Origin of the sequence: Candidatus Thiosymbion oneisti (assembly GCF_004359955.1) — a bacterium.
In the GTDB taxonomy this organism is placed as follows: Bacteria; Pseudomonadota; Gammaproteobacteria; order Chromatiales; family Chromatiaceae; genus Thiosymbion; species Thiosymbion oneisti.
Genome location: NZ_SMSC01000004.1, coordinates 44,397 through 63,588 on the forward strand (window position 1 = coordinate 44,397; position 19,192 = coordinate 63,588).

Sequence of the window (19,192 nt, forward strand, 5' to 3'; positions counted from 1 at the left end):
GATGATGCGTCTATTTCGTGTTCATGCGCGGACCGAAAATTCAAGAGAGAGACCTGATGGCCGGCATTGCCATCGCAATCGACCCCTGCCGGCTGAGAGACTGTCTAAAAAGGCAGTCTCTTAGTGTCCCTTTGTGGCTTTGCGTGATGTTCGTCTTTCTCACACCAAGCCACAAAGACACGAAGAATAGCGCATCAATCCAACACCGCAACCGGGTAGTGATAAAACCCTAACGGGTAGCGCAATGCCATAAGCCATCTACGGCAAGGGAGTTCCTAGACAGTCTCTGAAGCTGATCGACCGCGTCCCGGACCGCTTACGCCGGGTAGGTAACGACTTGCTCCGCGTCTTGAATATACCGAGAATGAAGAAAATGAGATAATAGGAGCATTGAAGAAGTGCTTGCTGCATAAAAGTAAAATTGTAAAGGTATCTGCAATGGAATCATTAGCCATTTTCGCAGATAGAAATTGCTCCCTATTGAATGAAGTGATCGAAATCATAAAAAACCAAATGAGAAACGGTAGCCCCGCTGTCCAGTCACGTGGGCGGAAACTATTACAACGATTGAGCAGGAAACCAATAGATGCATCTACATCCTACGGGGACCTTTCCAAGGTCACAAAGGCCAGGTCGTAGCGGTTGCGCTCATCGCGCCGCCGCTCCTTGCGGGTAATCTCGCGCCAGCAGGCCCGGTCCCAATCCGGGAAGAAGGCATCCCCTTCTAATGTCGCGGCCACCAGGGTCAGATACATGCGCCGGGCCAGGGGGAGCATATCCCGGTAGATACCGGCCCCGCCAACCACCATCAGCTCCGGGGCAGGCCCCGTGGCGGCGATGGCCTCCGTCGGCGAGCCTGCCAGGATGCAACCCTGGGCCCGGTAGGAAGGGTCGCGGGTGACCACGATGTGGGTGCGTTGCGGAAGCGGTCCGGGTAGGGATTCCCAGGTCCGTCGCCCCATGACGATGGGTTTGTTCAGGGTCAGACCCTTGAAGTGGGCGAGATCGGCGGGGAGGTGCCAGGGCAGGCGGTTACGGCAGCCGATGACCCGATTCTCGGACATTGCGGCGACGATGGAGACCAGCGGTCGGTGAGCAACCATGACGGCCATGTTAACGCCTGATCGAAAACTCCGCGCCCTCTGCGTCTGTCCGCCGCCAGGCAAGTGGGCTTTGCCTACATCAGAAACCTAGGTCTGAGTTCCCGACAAAACCCTTTTTTATCCACAGATTACGCAGATTATTTCGTTTCCATCTGTGAAAATCTGCGTAATCTGCGGATTAAAGTTCTCTCGTTCCCACGCAGCGCGTGGGAACGAGAAATACGCCGCGTTCGACGCCGTGCCCGTCCGGGCGCAATCCTGGGTTATTTGGCGTTGGTTGTGGGATCTGACGTGTTGGGTTACGGCGCGTTCGACCCTGTCGCTGTGCTTCGGGATCGGACAGCGCGCCTAACCCAACCTACACCCAACGCGAGGTCCGCGCGGGCAGGCCGCGCGGGGAGTAATATGGGTGTAGGTTGCGTTAAGACGCCGGCACTGACACCACAGGAGATCAGTGAGCCTTTGTGCGTCGAACGCAACACGTCAAACCCTGTCCCGACGCAGGAGGGATCTTTTCCCTCCAGACAATGCCAAATCATTCAGGATCGTTTCGCTCCGTATGTGAACATATATCATTGGGCACCACGGATCTCTATGATGCCCCGGATTCTGCGATAACAGCGGAAAAATGGGTTTTACGGGCCGGCGTTTGGCCTATGGGATCGACCGGCTATGAGCGAAAATCGGGAACTGCCACCGCTTAGGATCAGGCCCCGGCCTTCCCGTGTTCTGGCGGTATTCCTGCTGGTAACCCACGGTGCGGCCTTGTCCGTCGTCGTCGCGCTTCCCTTGGATTGGTATTGGCGCAGCGGGCTCGCTATCCTGGTGTTCACGAGCCTGGTCAATACGATAGGGACGCAGGTCCTGTTCTTGGTTCCCTGGGCAGGGCGGGAGGCGATTTGGGAGCCGGACGGAACCTGGACCCTGACCCTGGTATCCGGTAAGCAGGTCGAGGCTCGGCTGTTGCCGTCCACCTTTGTGACGCCCGGACTCTTGGTGCTGAATCTGCGCTGCGGACGTTGGCGCTCCTGCGCGATGGTGCTCTTGCCCGACACCTTGGACTCCGATTTGCTGCGGCGTTTGCGGGTGCGTCTCCGGCTGTGGGGAACTCTGGATAAATCAGGCACCGATGCCTCAGCATAATTGGGTTGGCTCTTTATGGATTCCAGACTGTTCTATCCTCCATCCTCGGCACGACCGTCGAGTGTGATGAGCATCTGTCTGCGTGCAGGGACGCACAGGCAGGCAGCGAACCGGAGCGGTCCAGCGGAAACTTTGGAGTGCGGCCTGTCTGCCCTGCCTGCTGCAGGCAGGCGCCAGGCAGGCGGCGACTTTATCCCGGCATTGGTAGAAACCCGCGGTACCTGGTGTAACCGGGGATACCAGCATGTACACTGCAAACCCGCCGCCGCTTTGGATTTGGCGACGCATCTATCCCCAGCAAGGCGTTGCGGCCAGGGGAAAGCGCCGTCGCCGCGGCGCGTGTGGAGCCCGATGCCCAGGTTCTTGGCAAGCACCGTTGGTATCCCCCGTCGTTGAGGTTCGATTCGGTCGCGCCGCTTTGCCGGCGCACTCCAAAGCAGCCCGGAATCCATAAAGAGCCATTGAGTTTTTCCGTGGTAGGAGGACACATGCATATCTTGGTGACCGGCGGGGCGGGTTACATCGGGAGCCATACCTGTGTGGAGCTGTTGGCGGCCGGTTACCAGGTAACGGTCATCGACAACCTCAGCAACAGCAAGCAAGCAGCCTTGCGTCGGGTATCCGAGATCACGGGCCGCGAGCCCGACTTCGTGCGTGCCGACCTGCGTGACCGCATGACCCTCGATGCCCTGTTCCGGGATCGGGGGTTCGATGCCGTCGTCCACTTTGCCGGACGCAAGGCGGTCGGTGAATCCGTGCAGATCCCATTGGAATACTATGAGAACAATGTTGGCGGTACCTTGGCCCTGTGTAAGGCCATGGCCAAGGTCGGGATCAGAAAGCTCGTGTTCAGCTCGTCGGCTACCGTCTACGGCGATCCCGCCTCGGTGCCGATTCGGGAGGATTTCCCTACTTGCCCGACCAACCCCTACGGTCGTTCCAAGCTTTTTATCGAAGAGATCCTGCACGACCTGTATCGGTCGGACGATACCTGGAACATCGCATTGCTGCGCTATTTCAACCCGGTGGGCGCCCACCGCAGCGGGCGCATCGGTGAGGACCCCAACGGCGTTCCCAACAACCTGATGCCGTTCATCGCCCAGGTAGCGGTCGGTAAGCGATCCCGATTGCGGGTGTTCGGGGACGATTACGACACCTCGGACGGCACCGGCGTTCGGGACTATATCCATGTAACGGATCTGGCCAAAGGCCATCTCAAGGCCCTGGAGAGGCTATCTGCGAACCCAGGCATTGTCCCCTACAATCTGGGGACCGGCCGCGGCTACAGTGTGTTGGAGATGGTGCGTGCCTTCGAGCGAGCCAGCGGCCGCTCGGTACCTTTCGATATCGTCGGGCGTCGCCCCGGGGATATCGCCATCTGCTATGCCGATCCCGGGTTGGCGAGCGCGGAGCTGGACTGGACCGCGGACTTGGGAATCGAGGAGATGGTACGGGATACCTGGCGCTGGCAGTCCCAAAACCCCGACGGCTACGAATAATTCACGGGCGATGTGTCTGGTTCTCCAGGGATTACACCTGATGAAGCCAATTGCGGGCATACTCCTGCTTTTGATTCTGGCCGGGTGCGCCACGCCTAGGGACACCGCGTCCAAGGGACCGCCGGCACAGGTTACCGTCTACCGGGAACCGTCACCGCGTGACAGCCTGTTCCCGATGCTGTTCATCATCGACGGGCATCCGGTCTTCCAGCTGCAACCCGAAGAAGCGCGTCGCTTCGAGCTGCCCCCAGGGGATCACAGGTTCGGGTATGAGCTCGGCGTCTACAACTGCTCGGCGCGGGTGCGGCTCGAACCCGGCAAGACCGCTATCTACCGGTTGGCGCAAGGGTGTGTGATTGCGCTGGAGGATGGGTCCTGAGCAATTCTGAATTGTTTGGCGTTGTTTGGGAGACGGACGTGTTGCGTTCGACGCACCAAGGCTCGCTGATCTCCTGTAACGCCGGTGCCAGCGTCTTAACGCAACCTTACACCCACATTACCCCCGCGCAGCCTGTACACGCAGACCTCGCGTTGCGCGTAGGTTGCGTTAGCCGCGCGGGGAAACGCCTCGGAAGGCTTGGGTGTCAAACGCGGCGTAACGCAACACGACGCCTTCGCGGGCAACACCAAATAACGCTGAACAGATCCAGATCGGACAAGACTGATAGGCTCAGGCAAACAAGGTAGCGAGCGGGATGCGGGTTCCATACCAGGTTTCCAGGGCCTGCCCGGATCGCTTCGTTTCCATGCTTCGATAGCCGTCTGCTCGGGGTTGGGTATAGACCTCTACGGCACCCGCGTTAGCGATTACCAGCCAGTAGACGGATACGCCGGCTCCCGCGTAGAGGTCCGCCTTTGCCCGATCCACTTCGACATTGCTCACTGCGATCTCCACGGTCAGCTCGGCCCTTGTCGGATGGCGGTCGCGGTAGGTCTCCATATCCCCAAGCACGATTGCGAGGTCGGGCTCGGGCTCCGAGGTCGCGAGGGTCAGCGGGTCTTCTTTTCGCAATTGATAGCCCGGCGGCAGGTCAACCGCAAGGCGGTCGAGCAGGCGATGGGCAAGGAGGGTGTGCCGGGGAGATTTCGTCATCTTCTCGACGATTACCCCATTCAGCAGCTCCGTCCTGACGGGCACGACCCCTGAGTCCCGCAGCCTGTGATAGCGCTCGACCGAAAAGGGCAGGACCCGACGCCTTACGGCCGGACGTTCGAGCATCTCGATCATTTGTGCCCCTACGACGGCTCCGATTGCTGCCGGCCAGTGCAATGCTTGCCGGGAGGAAATCTTCCCCCGGTAGTGGTAAATTTTTAAATGGTTAGCCGAGAGCGGTTCATTAACCAGGCCCCGTTTTTTTATTTGATCCCCTCTCCCCGGCCCTCTCTCCCGGCGGGAGAGGGAGTGAAATGCGCAGATTGTGCCGTGTGGCAAGGTTATTGCTGGGTTTTGGCCGTCCCTGGCCGCAACCCAGCCTACGGCCTACGGTCCTTTTTTAGACAGCCTCTAACCTTCCTTTGCATTCAGCATGGCTGCCAGACGCTTGGCCGGAACATATCCCGGCACCAGGTCGCCGCTCTCGAGCAGGATGGCCGGCGTCCCGGAGACCCCGAGCTGCTTACCCAGCTCCAGGTGATCCTGGACCGGATTCTCGCAGCTTTTGGTTTCCACGGGCTTGCCCGCTTTGGCGTCGGTCATGGCCTGGCGGCGATCGTCCGCACACCAGACCGAGACCGATTTCTTGAAGGAATCGCTATCGACGCCCGCCCGCGGAAAGAAGAGGTAACGGACCCGGATGCCTTCGGCACCATAGTCCGCAATCTCGCGGTGGAGCTTGCGGCAATAGCCGCAATCGATGTCGGTGAACACGGTTATCGTATGCTCGTATTCATCGGGGGCGAAGATCACCATCCGGTCCTCGCCGACCTGATCGACGGCCTGCTTACGGATCATAGCTCGGCGCGGCTCGGTCAAGTCCTTCTGACTCGCCAAGTCGATCAAACGTCCGTCTACCATGTACTTGCCGTCGCCGCTCACATAGATCACATCCGCACCCACGACGACCTCGAAGAGTCCCTTGATCGGTGTCTCCTTGATACCGCCGATCTCATACCCGGGTGACAGCACCTTTCCGAGCCGCGCCTTGATCTTGGCATCGGCATCGGCGAGTAAGGGCGAGGCCGCCAGGGTCAAGATCACACCGGCGAAGAAAGCGATTCGATGATTCCACATAGTTCAAGTCCCCAGCTGAAAATTCGCTCGACCGGCCGCGGCCGAAAAAACCTGCCATTCGATGAAGTCCCGTACGGTAGCCTAAGCAGGCATTTAGTTCCACCGCTAAAATCGGCATCGTTCAGGCCCGCGGATGATGGCGGGCGTGGAGCTGCTTGAGCCTCTCGCGTGCCACGTGGGTGTAGATCTGGGTGGTGGAGAGGTCGCTGTGGCCCAACAGCATCTGTACTACCCGCAGGTCGGCCCCGTGATTGAGCAGATGGGTCGCAAAGGCGTGGCGGAGGGTGTGCGGCGACAGGGGCTTGCTGATACCCGCCGCCACGGCGTAGCGCTTGATGAGCTGCCAGAAGGCCTGGCGCGTCATGCAGTCGCTGCGGTGGGTGGGAAAGAGAAAATCGCACCGGCGTCCCCCCACCAGGTCCCGGCGCGGTCCCTGGAGGTAATCCTGCAGCCAGGATACCGCCTCCTCACCCAGGGGCACCAGGCGTTCCTTGCCCCCCTTCCCCGTCACCCGCACGACGCCCTGGACCAAACTTACCTGCTGGAGCGTCAACCCCACCAGCTCCGATACCCGCAACCCGGTGGCGTACAGGAGCTCCAACATGGTACGGTCGCGGTGCCCCCGGGGAGCGTCCGTATCCGGCGCCCCCAAAAGGGTCTCTACTTCGGCCTCGGTGAGGGATTTGGGCAGTGGTCGACCAAGCTTCGGGGCCTCCACCCGGGCGCTGGGATCCCCTTGAATCGTGCCTTGACGCAACAGGTGCTGGTAGAACTGGCGCAGACAGGAAAGCAGCCGGGCGGAGGAGCGAGGCTTACGGCCCTGGCGGGAGCGCAGGGTCAGATAGTCCAGCAGATCGCTGCGCTGCGCTTGCGCCAGGCCCCTGCCCCGCTCCTTGGAGAGCCAGCCGGCGAAGGCCCGCAGATCGGACTGGTAGGCAGCGAGGGTGTTCGCGCTTAAGCCCCGCTCCATCCACAAGGCATCGGCAAAACGCTCGATGAGATCCTGCTCGGCATCTTCGATCATGAGAGGGGTTGATACGAAGGAATCCACTCGGGGAGTTGCTAAGAGGCTGTCCGGTTAAAAGCAATCCTGAGTTATTCGGCGCTGTTTGAGGGACCGGACGTGTTGCGTTTCGACGCACCGAGGCGCGCTGATCGTCTGCTTGGGTCATGCCGGCGTCTTAACGCAACCTACACCCACATGATCCCCCGCGCAGCCTGCACGCGCGGATCTCGCTTTGGGTGTAGGTTGGGTTAGGCGCGCTGTTCGATCCCGAAGCATAGTGACAGGGCTGAACGCGCCCTAACCCAACCCGCCGGACTTGTCCCGACGCAGGAGGGGTCTTCTTTCTCGTTCCCACGCGCTGCGTGGGAACCTGGTTGCTCTGCGCCGCGGAGAGAATCGGGCCGGTGTCCACCATGCGTATACACGGGAACTAAACCTGCCGGCTGCCCGGCGTTATCGGGTGCGGCCCACAAGGCGTCTGCTCTGACCCTTGCCGACAGCTGGTCATTGGGTGCGTAAGCCGTCTGAAAGACGGCGCTCCCAGCGTCCCCGGAACCGCCGACACTTTGTCGGCCCCTGGGATCGCCGACATTTTGTCGGCTCCCGGGATCACCGATATTTCGTTTAGAACCTGAATGCCGAGTTGCCGGTCCAAATGGTCATCAGTCATGCCTATTTTTCTCGTTCCCATGCGCTGCCTGGGAACCAGAGACCGGGAGCGGGGCTTTCGCGACACCCTCCTGGGGAAGCGGGTTGGGGTGAGGAGGAACCAATGGCTTTAGCTTCGATACGCTTAAGTCAAGGCATCAGCCGCTTCGAGACCGGCGGTGTTCCGGGAGACAGTGCCCCCTCATGCCGCAGCAGCCACCGCTTGACTGCGAGCTTACGACCGCTGGAATCACCGGCAAAGCCACCGAGACCCTTGCCGGCAACGATGCGATGGCAGGGCACGACAATGGGACAGGGATTGGCGCGGCAGGCCCCCCCAATGGCGCGGGCGCCAGTCCCAAGCTTCCATGCCAGCGCGCCGTAAGTGACCGTACAGCCAGGGGGGATCTCCCGCAACGCCTCCCACACCCGGATCTGAAAGGTCGTTCCCTGCAGGTCTAAGGGAAGCTCGAAAGCGTGGCTTCCGTCCTCGAAATAGGCCATCAGCTGCTCCCGGACCATGGCCGGCAGCGCATCGCTCGCCCGGATTGTCCGGTCCGGCTCCAGATCCAATCCGCACAGGACGCCATCCTTCACCAGGATTCCGATGGCCCCCAACGGCGTCTCGACGAACGCATCTATTATGCCCATGTTTTAACCCTCATTCGTTCATCAGTCGCTGGCTGCCCGTCGCCGGCTACCGAACCCTTGCAACGACAGCGGCAAAGGCTGTATCAGCGTGTCTTCATCGCTTCGATACGTCCGTGGAAAAGGTCTAGCAGTCAATGTCGCCTGGTCATAGTCGCCGGCTACCAGCTTCCGGCAGCCTGTTCCTCCACATCTGCGGGGGACAAACCATTTTGGGCCGATACCGACACGACCCGCGTTGACATGACGGACAGAGTGATTGAAACTTGGCACAGAAAACCATAGATTCCACTGAGATAACGAGATGAATAAACTCGCGCGTACTCTCGTTCTACTGTCCCCCGCCGTGACCTTGCTGGGCTGCGGAGAGCAATCGGTCAGCTACAGTGCCGACGTAAGACCCTTCCTCGACACTTACTGTATGCGCTGCCACGGCGAGGGCGGCAAAGGGAGCAAGACCAGCGGTCTGCGCATGGACGACTACGAAAGCCTCATGAAGGGGACCACCTACGGCCCCGTCATCAAGCCGGGAGACAGCTTCACCAGTGCCCTGATCATGCTCGTGGAGGGACGGGCGGATCCGTCGTTGCGGATGCCCCATGACGACGACGAAACGCCGAGCCAGGCCGAGATCGATCGGGTAAAGGCCTGGATCGACCAGGGCGCAAAAAACAACTGATACCGCACCTCGCTTGTGTCAAGACCTTCACCAGGCGAATTTGCGGGTGGTGATATAGAGCGCCTCCTGCGGGGGTTCTTCACCCCTGCCGGGCGAGCGCGCCGGAAGGCCATCAGCCGCAAGGCCATCATAGGGGCACCCTGAAAAATTCAGAGCCTGTCTGGTTTACGCGTTCGTATCCGCAGTGGAACAGTCGTAAGCCGGACAGGCTCTCAGGCTGTGGTACGCCAAGACTCTGGTGAGAAAGCCCGCGCATAGTACCGGATCCTTCAACCAGGTCTCCTCCACTACCGGCAGCAGCGGTCTGGCCTCCATCAAGACGCGGGCGAAGATGCCGATGCCCCTGCGGTCGGCGGTTTTACCTTCGGGATCATGGACCTTTACCCCCTTCATGCCGCAGCTCGGCGAGTCCTGTTTCAGTATGTAACCGCTGATGTCTCCGCGGAAGGAGACACACTGCCGGGCGAAGGAAAGGAGTTGCTCCGTTACATCCAGCGTGGCATCGTCCACGCCGAGGGCGCGCGGTCGTTCCGGAGCCCCGACCAATCGAATCGGCGGACGTGGGACACCCATCCCGATGCCCATCTCGGGACACACAGGCACCAACTCCAGGAAATCGGCGAGTGACCCGGTAAGGAAGTCATCACGCTTGTGCCCACCGTCGAAGCGTACCCGTTGACCTAAGAGGCAGGCACTCACGCCGACCCTGACCTGCGGCAAAACACAAGGCACTGCCGGTCCGTCTCCAAAGGTGCAGACACGCATCGTAAGGTATTAATCTGGTCGAGACAGCGATCGAGCCGGCCAAACAGAGTATTATCGATCGCGCAAAGCATATAGTTGGTGAAGATCGCAAGCAAGGCCCTGGCAAAAAAGCTCATCGGGGCAGCGGTAGTGGCTCAGTTCGCGAAAAAACGCAATGACGCAAGGACGCCAAGACACCAAGAAAGAACAAAGAATCTTTGCGTCTTGGCGCCATTGCGTTCTGGCGTTAAATGGGCCGGAAAGTGAGCGGCCAAGCATAAATTTTTTAAACTAAGCCACTGCCGGGGCAGCGGCAGGTCCCACGGATTGGCTCCGGGCCACTGCGGATACCGCCGCGAATGTAGAAGAAATTCCGGATCTCAAGCGCTATCTTGAGGACACCCTCGACGAGGCAGATGAAATCGTGTCTGAGAACACCCGGATGAGCGGCGGTACTAGTACGTAGTTTCGCTCGATATTGCTAGTCCACGCACTGGAGCGTGTGAACCAAGCGTGTGAGCCAGCAGATACTATGAACTTGCAACATCGGTCGAAACTAGGTACTAGACAAATCCGGAACTCGGCCTCCAGCGGCGAGGTGGAGGCCTTTCTGCGCCAAGTGGCGAAGACGCCGGTACCTGCCGTGGGCGGACGCGGTCGTTTGATCTTTGCCATGGATGCCACCGCGAGCCGCAAGCCGACCTGGGATCGGGCGGCACGGATCCAGGCGGCCATGTTCAACGAAAGCGCGGAGCTGGGTGGCTTGGAGATCCAACTTTGTTATTACAGTGGCGTTTTAGGGTTTGAGTGCTCGCCCTGGTACCAAGAGGCCACTGCGCTTCATACCTGTATGACCAGTGTCTCTTGCACGGCGGGGCTCAGCCAGATTGGCCGGGTGCTCCGACATGCCGAGGAGGAGTCGCGGCGCGGTAGGGTGAACGCCCTGGTGTTCGTGGGCGACTGTGTCGAGGAGAACCCAGACGAGCTGGCCGGGCTTGCCGGACGGCTTGGTCTTTTGGGTCTCCCTGCCTTCGTCTTCCAGGAAGGGGCCGATCCCGGAGCGGAGCAAAGCTTCCGCCGGATTGCGCACCTGAGCGGAGGTGCCTATTGTCACTTCGACGCACATAGCCCGCAGACCCTGCGCGACCTGCTGAGTGCCGTCGCGGTCTATGCCGCCGGGGGACGCACGGCATTGGAGGACTTCGGGAACCAGCGCGGTGGCGAAGCCCTGCGCCTAGCCCGCCAGATCATCAAAGCCTGATCCTTCCTGAGTGATGCTTGGTCGCCTGATCCTACTGATCGCGTTGGCGGGCGCAGTACTCTGGTTCCTGCATTGGTTTAGACGCACGCCCCCGGAACGGGTTGCCAAGCTACTGCGTCGCTCCTTGCTCTGGGGTGCCGTGGGAGTCTTGGTGCTCCTGGCGGTCAGCGGGCGACTGCATCCCCTGTTCGCGGCCCTCCCCGCCGCCATTCCCGTGGTCATCCGAGTCCTCAATCTGCTGCGGCTGTTGCCGATGATCCGGCAGGCCATGCACGCCCTGGGTTTGTCCGGGAGATCGGGGACAAGGGCAGGCACCGGCGGACAGACATCTTCGATCCGCACCCGCTTCCTGGAGATGACCCTGGACCATGCCAGCGGCGAGATGGATGGGCTGGTGCTGGAAGGACCCTTCCAAGGTCACCGTTTATCCGCGCTGAACCCGGAGCAGCTGGTAGATCTGCTGCTCCTGTGTCGCAGCGCAGACGACCAGTCCGCTGCGGTACTCGAGGCCTATCTTGATCGGGTCCGGGGTGGCGATTGGCGGGAACGCACGGGCGGGGCAGGAGCCGCACCGCCGCCGGCCAAGGCCGCGCTGACCCCGGAAGAGGCGCTTGCGATTCTCGGTCTTGTGCAGGGAGCAAGTAAGCGCGAGATCCGCGCCGCTCACCGCCGCTTGATGCAGCGTTTCCATCCGGACCGAGGCGGCTCGGACTACCTGGCGGCCAAGGTCAATGCGGCGAAGCGGTTGCTCCTGGACGAATAGGCCTTGCCCGGAGGAGACATGGCGGAGCCGCCCCCAACGTCGATTCGGACCAATTGTGTTATTGGTTGGTTCGTCTTTCGATAGCTCGATTTTCCCATACTCAATCCAATCCGGGCTGTCCCGCAGCCGGTTGCTCCCGGAGGGTGTCGCAAAAATCATCTCGAACCACAGAGAACGCAGAGAACACAGAGAAAGGAAGCGGCTAATGCTCTGCGTTCTCTGTGGTTTAAATTTCACGGACTGGCAGCTGACACCACCGCTTTTGCGACACCCTCGTCGGGAGAGGGGTTGGGGTGAGGGGATCAAAGCGGCCAAACCTTCCGTAAAAACCCTGCCGCAGTGCCGAAGTACCGATAACAGGGGAATCTTTTTTTGCCGCGAATGAACGCAAATCATCGCAAAAGATCACATGATTTCTTCTATCCGTAGATAACGCAGATTCCCGCAGATTGAGCTTGGAATAAGCTGCGAAAAACGGCGTAATCTGCGGATAAAACAGATCCATCCGGCGACAATAGGGCCAGGGTTTCCGACTGCGGGACAGGCTGAAGGCGGGATGCGCTGCGCTTTCCCGCCCTACGGGCTACGGGCTGCGTGGGAAGGTGGAAGCTCCGCGCCGCGGAGAGCATCGGGCCGGTGTCCACCATTCGTATACCCGGGAACTAAACCTGCCGGCGGTCCGGCGTTATTTGGTGCGGCCCAGAAGGCGTCTGCGCTGAGCGTTGCCGACAGCTGGTCATGGGGTCCGTAAGCCGTCTGAAAGACGGCGGTCCCAGCCGGCCCGGGACCGCCGACATCCTGTCAGCCCCTGGGACCGCCGACATTCTGTCGGTCCCTGGGACCGCCGACATCCTGTCAGCCCCTGGGACCGCCGACATCCTGTCGGCCCCTGGGACCACCGATATCCTGTCGGCCCCTGGGAGGGAGGGATCTGACGCTCCAGCGTCCTGAAACCTTGGCCGCTGGAGCGGCCACACCTGCGTTCCCACGCTGGAGCGTGGGAACGAGCAGAGCTAACAAAGCCGCTACCCGGTATCCACCATTCGTATACCCGGGAACTAAACCTGCCGGCGATCCGGCATTATCGGGTGCGGCCCACAAGGCATCTGCTCTGACCGTTGCCGCCGACACTTTGTCGCCCCCCAGGACCGCCGACATCCTGTCGGCCCCCGGGACCGACGACACTTTATCGGCCCCTGGGACCGCCGACATCCTGTCGGCTCCTGGGACCGCTGACATTTTGTCGGCTCTTCTGGTTACCGGCTAGAACCTGAATGCCGAGTTGCCGCTCCAAATGGTCATCAGTCATGCTTATTTTTCTCGTTCCCATGCGCGGCCTGGGAACCAGAGACCGGGAGCGGGGCTGTTGCGACACCCTCCTTGGGGGAGAGGGCTGGGGAGAGGGGGGATCAAGGGCTTTATTTCGATCGGATTGGTCACTCCATATCAAGCAAAATCAATGGGCTGGTTTTTAGGCGGCCTCTTAGAGGCTGTCTAAAAACTAGCCTATCGATTTTAAATCGGTAGGCTGGGGTGAAGAACGAACCCCAGCTGTGGTTATTGCTGGGTTTTGGCCGTCCCTGGCCGTAACCCAGCCTACGGCCTACGGTCCCTTTTTAGACAGTCTCTCAGGATTTGATGGGCACGCTTCGCTTTATCTCTCTATGGGGAACCCTGGTTTGCAGGGCTTCATGCCATGACAAAGCCCGCGACCCTATTGCTCGGACGCTCCGCTTTGCCCATCCTACCCGGCTCCCTCGCCCCCTTGGAGGGTGTCGCAAAAGGGTAGGGCGGGAAAGCGCAGCGCATCCCGCCTTCCGTGGTTTTCTGATCGGATGGTGACAATCCATCAACGGCGGATGGCATCAGCGGCGGATGGCGGCCAGGCTCCCTCCTGCGTCGGGACGGGGCCTGGCCTTATCCGCCCTACGGGCTACGGGCTCACCCTATCCTACACCCGATGAGAGGCCCGCGTGGGCCTGGTAATGAGCGCCATGAGACCACTTATTGACCATAGGAAACCGAACTAATGTCACTGCTCGACTGGTTTTTACTCGTCTTGCTGGTAGCCGCCGGCGGCATGGGATTGTGGGCCTTTTATTTCTGGTGGAAGCGAGATCGCTATACCCGAGAACGCTTTGCCTTTTCCGGCTTTTCCGCCCTCCTGGGTTTCGGGATATTGATCCTGGGCGGCCTGTCGTTCAATACCTCCATCGTCGGCGGCCCGCTGTTTATATTGCTCAAGCTTTTCGAGCTGACCCCCTGGTCCGCACCGCCATCCTTGACCCCCCTGGAAGCGGTGTTGATCGTCCTTCTATTCGGCAGCCTGGTTTATGCCTATGTCCGGGTCTTCACCGCCTGGACAGGCCGCAAGAGCCTGGCGCAGCACGAACAGGAGCAGAACCGCGAAGCCGCCAGTGTGTTGCGGGACATCAAACTGCTGCTCAGTCCCAGACCGGAAGCCCGGCAAAGACGGGCGCCCTATCAGGGGGCTGCCGAACCGGACCCCGACCTGTTGGAACGGCCAGAATCCCTGGTCTGGCACGAACGGGCCCGCCAATTGTGGCTGTTACGCAACCGTAGCTATCGATTCGAGGGCGAATACGACCCGGCCCATAACTGCTGGCTGGGCGAAGAAAAGCACACCGGCGCACTGGCGGTGCTGGCCTGTTATCACCAGGCCCCGCAAGACCTGTCCGAATTGGTGGACTATGCACGCAAGGTCGCAGACAACCAAGGTCGAGCCGGGATCGAGCTGATTGTGGCCTTGAAAGACCAGGCCCCCGCGCCTGAGGAGACCTTTGCGGATTGCAGCCTTACCTATACCAGTGAAGCGGCATTGCTGGTAGATTCAGTGGATTTCTCGAATTATTTCGAGGACATCCGCTACCGGGTCGAACGCGCCCGGCTGACGGACAGCGATCTGACCTTGCAGGATGTTTACACCCCGTCGTCCTATCGCCTGGAAAGCGAGAAAAACAAGATCCGGGACCAGACCCTGGAGGCATTCATCCATGACTGGCTGCAAGCTAATACCCAACGTCAATTGGCCCTGTTAGGCGAATACGGCCAGGGCAAGAGCACGGCTTCACTCCTGCTCTGTTATCACCTTATCAAACAAGCCGAAACCGGAGCCGATGTCCGGATCCCTGTCCTGATCGAGCTGCGGGGCAAGAATCTGCGCACCCTGACGCCGGAGGAATTATTGGCAACCTGGGCCTATCACTATGATATCAGCGTTCAAGCCTTGCTCCATTTACATCTGGCTGGACGCCTGTTGTTGATCTTCGATGGGTTCGACGAAATGGATCTGAGCGGCGATACCGAGGCCCGGATCAATCACTTCCGCACCCTATGGCGTCTGAATTACCCGGAAGCAAAGATCATAGTCACCGGGCGCCCCAATTTCTTTCTCGGTAGCAAGGAGTTCAGGCGCGCCCTGGGCAACGCGGAACAGACCCACACCCTCTATCTGGCCCCTTTCAATCTCGACCAGATTGCCGATAGCCTGCGCAAGGCGGACGCTTCCACCCGCACCGAGATCCTGGAGCTGGCGCGGCGGGACGGGAAATTTCATGAGGTAGTGGCGCGACCCTCCTTGTTGTATGCCGTGTCCCTGCTATGGCGACAGGAACAGCTGTCCGAGCGCCGCCATATCGACTCGGCCCTGGTGATCGATCTCTTCATCCGCCAAACCCTGAAACGCCAGCAGGGAAAACAGGACGAACGCCCCTTCATGATACTGAACAGTGCCGAGCGACACTATTTCATGACCGGAATCGCCGCCTATATGGCGGCCAAGAATCTGCCCAATCAGATCGATGGACACCAACTAGAGGAGGCCGTGGACCGGTTGGTCGCCGCAATCCCCGATACGGTGTCCCAAAGCGTGGGGGCGGTAGGGAATGAGGATTCCCATCCACTCCGCAGTACAGCGCGCCGCGAATGGCAAACCAAGCGATCTGAGATCATGCACGCAATCAATACCGACGTGCGTTCTTGCGGCTTGCTGGTTACGGATCCGACCAAGGACGGGAATTTTAAATTCGCCCACAAATCCTACCTGGAGCTCTTACAGGCCCAGACCATCAGCCGCCGCTTCTCGACGAATGAAACGGAACAGCGCAGTGGACATTCCATTGCCAATACCTGGAAGCTAGGCATCGGCAATCTACAGGGGTCGGACGAGGCCATGGGTTTCCTCGCCGAGCTCTTGCAGGAAACCCTGCATAAGCGGGGGATATCCGAGGAGCCGGCGGTAGCAAAAGGTCTATGGGACATCTTGGTTGTCGATAAATCTTCATCCCGCCAGACGATTGTCGGCTTTTTCAAATCCAAGTGGACGGCAGCAGCCGACAGCCTGGCCTGCCAATTGGTCAGCCGGTTCGGTATAGAGATGAGTGACATTCAAGCGGATGGGGTATTCGTACTTGTAAGCAAAATCGCGAGCACAGCCGCAACAGTAGTCGCAGCCGCAGTCATAGCTTTTATCGCAGGTTTAGTCATAGTCAAAGGCACAGTCGTAGGCATAATCGCAGCCTTGGTCGTAGCCTCGCTTGCACTTGCAGGCGCAGTAGCAGTAGCAGGTGAAATCATCGCACTCGTAGGCACATTCACAGCTGCAATCATGGGTATGGTCATGGAGCCCAGGACGAATGCTGAGTTGTTGCCTGTTCTGGTTGTGATGGCAGTTGGGGCATTGTTATTCAGCTTGGTCATGGGTTTGGCAGCAGATTTTTTAGCAGATCATAAAACGACTATTTTTAAGCGCCTGCAATTATGGTATCGGGCCTGTCAGGATCTAGGTCTGCCGTCCAGCGCGATTGAGAAAACCGCAGGCAAAGGCATGACGGCATTACTGGAGGATGCGCAGGCCCGGCATGACGGGGGGACGTCAGATCAACCGGACAATGATATAAAGCAACCGGTTGTGTAATTTGAACCCTTTAAGAGGCAGAGGGCTTCCGGGTGTCGGCTGGCTCCCCTTGTCATTTCAAGCCTAGCGAGAAATCCTTGTCCCGATGGAGGAGGGATCTTGTGCCTAATCAATACCACTAGGATGAATCCTCGGTGTGAGTTGGGTTTGAAGATCCCTCGCTACGCTCGGGATGACAGGACCGTAGGGCGGGAAAGCGCAGCGCATCCCGCCTTCAGCGCTGAGTCCGCTGGAGCGGACAAGACGACGTTCCCACGCTGGAGCGTGGGAACGAGCGCAGGGATCTGGCGCTCCAGCGTCGATTAAGCGCCTCGATAGGCTAACAGCCGACGCCTATGAGCACAGAGGAGCTGAGTCCGCTGGAGCGGACAAGACGGCGTTCCCACGCTGGAGCGTGGGAACGAGCGCTACAATCACCGCGGCCAATGCAGCTTCATAGCAGGCGCGCCTTACCCGACCTACGCGGGCTCACCGCATCATTGATGCGGTTCGCGCCATCTCGCGGTGCCATCCTGTAAGACCTACTGCGCTCACCGCATCCTACGGTCGATGCGAGTTCGTAGGATGGGCAAAGCAAGCGTCCATCAAATTGATCGCAAGGTTTTCGGCTGGCTCCCACGCTCCAGCGTCATGAACCCTTGGCCGCTGACACTACCCTTTTGACGACTACTCGGCGGTGATTATGGCTTGTCATCCAAAGCGGTCGATTCCTTCTCGTGGTCTTCCAGTTTGACCCTTGACAGCGCGGATGCCAGCAATCCTGTCGGAATGGCGACGATACATAGACCAAGCATTAATATGATAAAGGTAAATAGCTTGCCGCCTATCGTTATCGGATACATATCACCATAACCCACCGTTGACAAAGTGGCGACGGCCCACCATAGGCTGTGGAAGATGCTTTTGAAGGTCTCGGGTTGGGCCTCATTTTCGAAATAATAGATCCCGACGGCCGACAGGTATAACAGCATGAGGGTGATCAGGCTGAATAGGATAATCTCTTCTCTGGCGATGGTAAGCGCCCTTGATAATTGATGTATGGCCTTGTTGTATCGGAGCAGCTTCATCAACCGAAACAGGCTTAACAGACGAAACATCCTTAACGACCGCAGGTCGACGCCGGGTAAAAGATAAAAGGGAACGATGGCGATCAGATCGATGAGCCCGTAAAAGCTCAGGGCATAACTCATCTTGCGCTCCGCCACATACAGCCTGAGGAAATATTCACAGGTAAAGATGATTGCTATGATGACTTCCGTAACCTCAAGCAATTTTCTGGTGCCGGCATCGAGATCGGGCAAGGTTTCGATGGAAAAGGTGATGACAGAGAACAGGATCAAGGCTTGCACAATCAAATCGAATGTGCGACCTGGTAGGGTATCGTTGCTCTCCACGATTGCCTTTATATCCACGGTTGGTTCCTCGTGCTTTCTATTGGGGATAAGATAATAAAATGTTACTGCCGCCGGTTACCCGACGCCACTTCCCGTTGCAGCTCGGCTCGGGAGTAGCATGATTCAGTAGGGTACAAAACCAGAATCCTGGATGGGCAGTAAGCACAGCGAGCCACACCGACCAGTCGTCGGCGGTGTAGGATAGGCCCGGCCCGGCCACGGACCTACCCAACTCGATGAGGCCAAGGCTGTGGGCTGCGGAATAGCTGAAGGCTGGCGACTGGTTAAGGCTATTTCATGGCGGTGGGATAGTCCGGCTTGGATTGAGTATGGGAAACTTGTATCCTATTCGACTCGGATCTGGAAGTCCCCCGGTAGTGGTAGCGCGGTCCGGGGTTATTTGGCGAGATCCCTCCTGCGTCGGGACGAGTCCGGCGGGTTGGGTTAGGGCGCGTTCAGCCCTGTCCCTGGGCTTCGGGATCGAACAGGTTCCCGTTTGAAACTTGCCCATCACCGCTCCCCGAACATTGAGGGACTGAACATGCCCGACGGCTGGTTGCCCCAAGCCCGGCGCGCGCCTTGCCCGAACTGGGATGAACGTCCCCCGGGCGTGGCCGTGGAGCTGCTGGTGATTCACGGCATCAGCTTGCCGCCCGGGGTGTTCGGTGGCCCCTGGATCGATGATCTGTTTCAGAACCGCCTGGACCCGGAGGCCCATCCCTGTTTTCGGGCCATCGCCGGGCTGCGCGTCTCCTCCCATCTGCTCATCCGCCGCGACGGCGAGTTGATTCAGTACGTGGATCTTTACAAGCGCGCCTGGCACGCGGGGGTTTCGCGCTTCGCGGGCCGCGCGGCGTGCAACGATTTCGCCATTGGGATCGAGCTGGAGGGTACGGATGAGGTTCCCTACGCGGAGATCCAGTATCGGGTACTGGCCCAAGCGACTCAGGCTATCCGGGCCCGTTTCCCGGACATCGGCTTGGAACGCATCGTCGGCCACAGTGACATCGCGCCCGGCCGTAAGACGGATCCGGGAGCGGCCTTCGACTGGGAGTATTTTCACACCCTCATCGGAAGGGTTGATGAGGGTAGCGTCCTGCATGTAGGGTAGGCGGAATGCGGTGAGGCGGGAGTTCAT

Annotated in this window: 16 protein-coding genes; 9 read left to right on the plus strand and 7 right to left on the minus strand. The window is 59.5% G+C overall.

The features are described from left to right. Window positions 1-599 precede the first annotated feature (599 nt). Entirely contained in the window at window positions 600-1,112 is a 513-nt protein-coding gene (locus E1958_RS03025; protein ID WP_207787586.1) for a dihydrofolate reductase, read from the minus strand. Window positions 1,113-1,775: 663 nt separating this feature from the next. On the opposite strand from E1958_RS03025, the gene E1958_RS03030 reads away from it, so the two are divergent. From E1958_RS03030 to E1958_RS03040, 3 genes are all read left to right on the plus strand, one after another. Further along, window positions 1,776-2,246: a protein YgfX gene (locus E1958_RS03030; protein WP_133510552.1), complete on the plus strand. Its 471-nt coding sequence runs from the start codon at window positions 1,776-1,778 to the stop codon at window positions 2,244-2,246. Between the two features lie 488 nt (window positions 2,247-2,734). Continuing rightward, window positions 2,735-3,745, plus strand: a complete 1,011-nt coding sequence (gene galE / locus E1958_RS03035; protein WP_133510553.1) for a UDP-glucose 4-epimerase GalE — start codon at window positions 2,735-2,737, stop codon at window positions 3,743-3,745. A gap of 40 nt (window positions 3,746-3,785) precedes the next feature. After that, window positions 3,786-4,124 (plus strand): hypothetical protein, encoded by a 339-nt coding sequence (locus tag E1958_RS03040; protein WP_133510554.1) that lies wholly within the window; start codon window positions 3,786-3,788, stop codon window positions 4,122-4,124. A gap of 291 nt (window positions 4,125-4,415) precedes the next feature. Here E1958_RS03040 and E1958_RS03045 read toward each other — a convergent pair whose 3' ends face one another. From E1958_RS03045 to E1958_RS03060, 4 genes are all read right to left on the minus strand, one after another. Continuing rightward, a complete protein-coding gene (locus tag E1958_RS03045) occupies window positions 4,416-4,973 on the minus strand; it encodes a Uma2 family endonuclease (protein ID WP_133510555.1) in 558 nt (185 codons plus the stop codon). 276 nt (window positions 4,974-5,249) lie between these two features. Beyond that, window positions 5,250-5,975: a DsbC family protein gene (locus tag E1958_RS03050; protein WP_133510556.1), complete on the minus strand. Its 726-nt coding sequence runs from the start codon at window positions 5,973-5,975 to the stop codon at window positions 5,250-5,252. Between the two features lie 121 nt (window positions 5,976-6,096). Then, a complete protein-coding gene (gene xerD, locus E1958_RS03055) occupies window positions 6,097-6,999 on the minus strand; it encodes a site-specific tyrosine recombinase XerD (RefSeq protein ID WP_133510557.1) in 903 nt (300 codons plus the stop codon). A gap of 780 nt (window positions 7,000-7,779) precedes the next feature. Next, window positions 7,780-8,280 (minus strand): methylated-DNA--[protein]-cysteine S-methyltransferase, encoded by a 501-nt coding sequence (locus E1958_RS03060; RefSeq protein WP_133510558.1) that lies wholly within the window; start codon window positions 8,278-8,280, stop codon window positions 7,780-7,782. A 301-nt stretch (window positions 8,281-8,581) separates the two neighbouring features. Here E1958_RS03060 and E1958_RS03065 point away from each other — a divergent pair, with 301 nt between their 5' ends. Continuing rightward, window positions 8,582-8,956, plus strand: a complete 375-nt coding sequence (locus E1958_RS03065) for a c-type cytochrome domain-containing protein (protein WP_133510559.1) — start codon at window positions 8,582-8,584, stop codon at window positions 8,954-8,956. Between the two features lie 165 nt (window positions 8,957-9,121). Here E1958_RS03065 and E1958_RS03070 read toward each other — a convergent pair whose 3' ends face one another. Further along, the gene (locus E1958_RS03070) at window positions 9,122-9,688 is read right to left on the minus strand and encodes a 2-thiouracil desulfurase family protein (RefSeq protein WP_208108565.1); all 567 of its coding nucleotides are present in this window, start codon (window positions 9,686-9,688) and stop codon (window positions 9,122-9,124) included. 544 nt (window positions 9,689-10,232) lie between these two features. Between E1958_RS03070 and E1958_RS03075 the strand changes: the two genes are divergently transcribed. From E1958_RS03075 to E1958_RS03090, 4 genes are all read left to right on the plus strand, one after another. Further along, on the plus strand, window positions 10,233-10,961 hold the full coding sequence (locus E1958_RS03075) for a VWA domain-containing protein (protein WP_133510561.1): 729 nt from the start codon (window positions 10,233-10,235) through the stop codon (window positions 10,959-10,961). Window positions 10,962-10,974: 13 nt separating this feature from the next. After that, window positions 10,975-11,724, plus strand: coding sequence for a J domain-containing protein (locus E1958_RS03080; protein ID WP_133510641.1), 750 nt, complete (start codon window positions 10,975-10,977; stop codon window positions 11,722-11,724). Window positions 11,725-12,462: 738 nt separating this feature from the next. Next, window positions 12,463-12,675, plus strand: coding sequence for a hypothetical protein (locus tag E1958_RS20750; protein WP_133510562.1), 213 nt, complete (start codon window positions 12,463-12,465; stop codon window positions 12,673-12,675). 1,078 nt (window positions 12,676-13,753) lie between these two features. Further along, window positions 13,754-16,660, plus strand: a complete 2,907-nt coding sequence (locus tag E1958_RS03090) for an NACHT domain-containing protein (protein ID WP_133510563.1) — start codon at window positions 13,754-13,756, stop codon at window positions 16,658-16,660. Window positions 16,661-17,340: 680 nt separating this feature from the next. Here E1958_RS03090 and E1958_RS03095 read toward each other — a convergent pair. Then, window positions 17,341-18,072 carry an ion transporter gene (locus E1958_RS03095; RefSeq protein ID WP_133510564.1) on the minus strand — a complete coding sequence of 244 codons (732 nt, stop codon included), beginning with the start codon at window positions 18,070-18,072 and terminating at the stop codon, window positions 17,341-17,343. 523 nt (window positions 18,073-18,595) lie between these two features. Here E1958_RS03095 and ampD point away from each other — a divergent pair. Next, complete coding sequence (gene ampD, locus E1958_RS03100) at window positions 18,596-19,165, plus strand: 1,6-anhydro-N-acetylmuramyl-L-alanine amidase AmpD (RefSeq protein ID WP_133510642.1); 570 nt, start codon at window positions 18,596-18,598, stop codon at window positions 19,163-19,165. Window positions 19,166-19,192: the final 27 nt, after the last annotated feature.